The 2,996-nt window shown below is 29.7% G+C and carries 5 protein-coding genes; all 5 read right to left on the bottom strand.

The window, feature by feature from the left end:
* Nucleotides 1-182: 182 nt before the first annotated feature.
* The 5 genes from MWU65_RS17385 to MWU65_RS17365 all read right to left on the bottom strand — a co-directional run bounded on the left by MWU65_RS17385 (nucleotide 183) and on the right by MWU65_RS17365 (nucleotide 2,882).
* A complete protein-coding gene (locus tag MWU65_RS17385) occupies nucleotides 183-584 on the bottom strand; it encodes a hypothetical protein (RefSeq protein WP_247079951.1) in 402 nt (133 codons plus the stop codon).
* Nucleotides 585-709: 125 nt separating this feature from the next.
* On the bottom strand, nucleotides 710-1,072 hold the full coding sequence (locus tag MWU65_RS17380; RefSeq protein WP_247079950.1) for a DUF2853 family protein: 363 nt from the start codon (nucleotides 1,070-1,072) through the stop codon (nucleotides 710-712).
* A gap of 189 nt (nucleotides 1,073-1,261) precedes the next feature.
* Nucleotides 1,262-1,561, bottom strand: coding sequence for a hypothetical protein (locus tag MWU65_RS17375; RefSeq protein ID WP_247079949.1), 300 nt, complete (start codon nucleotides 1,559-1,561; stop codon nucleotides 1,262-1,264).
* Nucleotides 1,562-1,954 carry a contact-dependent growth inhibition system immunity protein gene (locus MWU65_RS17370; protein WP_247079948.1) on the bottom strand — a complete coding sequence of 131 codons (393 nt, stop codon included), beginning with the start codon at nucleotides 1,952-1,954 and terminating at the stop codon, nucleotides 1,562-1,564.
* 154 nt (nucleotides 1,955-2,108) lie between these two features.
* Nucleotides 2,109-2,882, bottom strand: coding sequence for a hypothetical protein (locus MWU65_RS17365; protein WP_247079947.1), 774 nt, complete (start codon nucleotides 2,880-2,882; stop codon nucleotides 2,109-2,111).
* Between the last annotated feature and the right edge of the window lie 114 nt (nucleotides 2,883-2,996).

Raw genomic sequence — 2,996 nt, 5'->3', positions numbered from 1 at the left:
TTAAATCAATTTGTTTCCTAAAATTTTAAAGAAAAAGCTTGTTTTTTGACACAGTACCTATGATTTCGGTCTGGGAAATCCGTTAGGATTTTTCAGGATCGGAATCGAGCCAGATTAAAAGTAATAAATTTTCTCTTTAGTAAAATGCAAGACTGAATTATAGGCATTGTTGTAGGTAGTACTTATTTTAAAAATTTATCTAATAAAAAATCAAATATTTTCCAGTAAGCAACTAAAACGAGTATAACTTTAACCGTAAAGAAAAACCACGCAGGATAGTTCAAATATTCTGGTGATTTTAGTTTTTTGTCTTCAGTTTTATACTTTCTATTTTTAATTGTGTAAAAAATTGCCCAAGTAATAGATTGATATATGTACTGAAAAATATCAAATGCTAAAGCGCATACAATTAGGATTGCCGGTAAAATCAATTCATCGTCAATTTGAAAATCTAATTCTTTTCCTTTCTTAAAAACCCAAATTAAAGCAATACCAGCAAATGCGATTTGCCTATTGATATCGCTCAATTTTCCTGTGAAATGGTAGTAGTCCTCTTTAAATTCAGATAATTTTGATTTAGCCATTATTTTTTATCTCTTGGTCCAGTTCCTTTACGGTTTTTTCCGCTAGAACCCGAACGTTTATGTTTTTTTATTTCCGTCTTTTTCTCTGGCTTCGAGTCGCTCTTTTGGTGTTTTTTTTGCCATAATTATCTTGGTCCAGTACCTTTTCTTAAATAGACATCTTCCTTATTGAAATATTTAGTAAGCAAATAGTATACAACTGCTCTGTGTTTAGTTCGGTTGGATTTACCGTACTTTTCTAAAACAGATTCAATTGCGTTATCTAATTCAGGGCTTTCATTTAAACCTAATTTTTTAATTAAGAAATTACGTTTAACAGTAAGCAATTCCGACTTATCACTACCCGATATTATTGATGAATCAGAATTATAAATTGAAGGTCCTAATCCGATTGTAACTTTCGCTAATAAATTCAAGTCAGTCTCTTCACCCAATTTTTCTTTCAGGTCAGAAGCATACTTCTTAATTAATTCATCTCTTTGTGACATATTTTTTTTTTTTGGTATTACCTACAACGTGTTTGTATATGGTTTGTTGCGTGGTTTAGCACGTAATTTAGCAAATAAAAACCGAATAGAAAATCCGCGAGGATTTTCGTAAGTAGGCTAGAACTAGCAATAAATTATATACGGTGTTGGCAACTGGCTTTTATTTATTCAGTTCAATTCTTCTCTAAATTAATTTAAAAATAGACTTGCTAAAATTGGCAAAATTCCAAAAATGACAAGTCCAACTATAGAAGTCCAATATTGATAATTTTTCTTCTCTTTTTTTATTGTACTAAAAATTATAAAAATCAGACTCAATAAAAGTAAAACTGTTCCTAAAATTCCAAAATAAAATAAGACTTGTGCTGTGTTGTCTCCTTCATTAAATATACTTGTATAGCTGATTGTTAAATAGAAGGAAATAATATTAATTATTAAAACCCAAATTATAAAATGGAAAGCCCATTTTTTAAAATTTATATTGTTCATTTAAGTTAGTTTTTCATTTATTCGGTCAAATTTATTTTCTCCGAGTTCAGTTTTTATTATTTCCGAATTCTGTTCCACAATATTTTTAAATTTCAGAAATTCAGTTTGATTTTCATTCCAAAATTCAGTCGGTAAACTTGAAACAGCGATAAGTAAATCGCCTTCGTAAAAATCACATTCGGTCAAAATATTCCGTTCGAGTTTTTCGAGTGCGATTCCGATTAGATATTCAATTCCGATATTTTGAGAAATCAGAAGTCTTATTTGTTCGTTTGTCAATTCCGCAATACTTATCTTTCGATAGCGATAACATTTTTCAACCAAATCAGTCGGAAATTCGGAAGGGTTTTTCCAAATATCTTTCTCTAATTGTTCGATTGATTTTGTTTCCATATGAGTGATTTTAGCTTGTTGCCAACGGTTAGGCTATGATTTCGGTCTGGGAAATCCGTTAGGATTTTTCAAGGTAGGAATCGAGCCAGATTAAAAGTACTAAATTTATTTATACGAAAAGGAAAGACTGAATTATAGGCATTGTTAGGCAATGTTATTTATAATATTTGTATTTAAATATTTCCGTAGTGAAAGAACTAGCTCTAATTAAAAGCCCATTGTAATCATATTCCATTTTGGTAGTTTCCTTTTTTTCTCCATTGTCGAATCGAGTAAACTCCTTTATTTGTCCATTTTCATAAACATAATCAAAAGTGTAATTCCATTCATCTTTTCCATAATTAGCTCTAATTTCCCAGCCATAGTATTTTTCTTTTTGAAAATCATCTATATATTCTGTTATGCTTTCTTGATATTTTTCTCCGTTTTTGAACCATTCACGAATTTGTTTTTTTCCATCATTTTCATAATGGTCAATAATATTCAATGTTCCATCAGAATTGTATTGAGTTAATTTTACAAGTTCATCATTTGTATAATTAATTTCAAAAGGAGAAACTTCTATTTCGGGTTTGTCATTCTTAATTATAGATGATAAATCAAGCCCCATTTTTTTGAATTTTTTCAACGCTTTTTTATCAGGTTTTCCATTTCTAGTAGTGTCAACCTGATTGATTAATTTCCCACTTATATCATATTCAAAGTATATGGTTTTTTGTTTACCACCAAGAAATGCTTCGTGTTGGAATTTAATCATTCTCCCATTAGAATCGTAAAACGTTGTGGCTGTTAATTTGTTCCCATTAAACCACTTTCGAGCTTTCACTTTATTTACTTTATAAATGCTGTCACTTTGATAAGTCCATTTTTCTTGTCCAAAAGTTATAATTGAAATGAATAAGAATATAATGGATAAATGTTTTTTCATAGTGTCGTTTCTAATATTGCCTAACGATAGCGCTATGATTAGTGGCCCTTATTCAGGCTTATACTTTAGGGCCATTAATTATAACGCGTGTTATTGGCCGTTTTATTTTAATTT

This window comes from Cellulophaga sp. F20128 (assembly GCF_023015805.1).
GTDB lineage: Bacteria > Bacteroidota > Bacteroidia > Flavobacteriales > Flavobacteriaceae > Cellulophaga.
This window is presented reverse-complemented; position numbering and strand designations above follow the sequence as displayed.

Excerpts from the sequence above, each read along its gene's own strand:
- MWU65_RS17385 (WP_247079951.1), bottom strand. The coding sequence starts at position 584 with ATGGCTAAATCAAAATTATCTGAATTTAAAGAGGACTACTACCATTTC.
- MWU65_RS17380 (WP_247079950.1), bottom strand. The coding sequence starts at position 1,072 with ATGTCACAAAGAGATGAATTAATTAAGAAGTATGCTTCTGACCTGAAA.
- MWU65_RS17375 (WP_247079949.1), bottom strand. The coding sequence starts at position 1,561 with ATGAACAATATAAATTTTAAAAAATGGGCTTTCCATTTTATAATTTGG.
- MWU65_RS17370 (WP_247079948.1), bottom strand. The coding sequence starts at position 1,954 with ATGGAAACAAAATCAATCGAACAATTAGAGAAAGATATTTGGAAAAAC.
- MWU65_RS17365 (WP_247079947.1), bottom strand. The coding sequence starts at position 2,882 with ATGAAAAAACATTTATCCATTATATTCTTATTCATTTCAATTATAACT.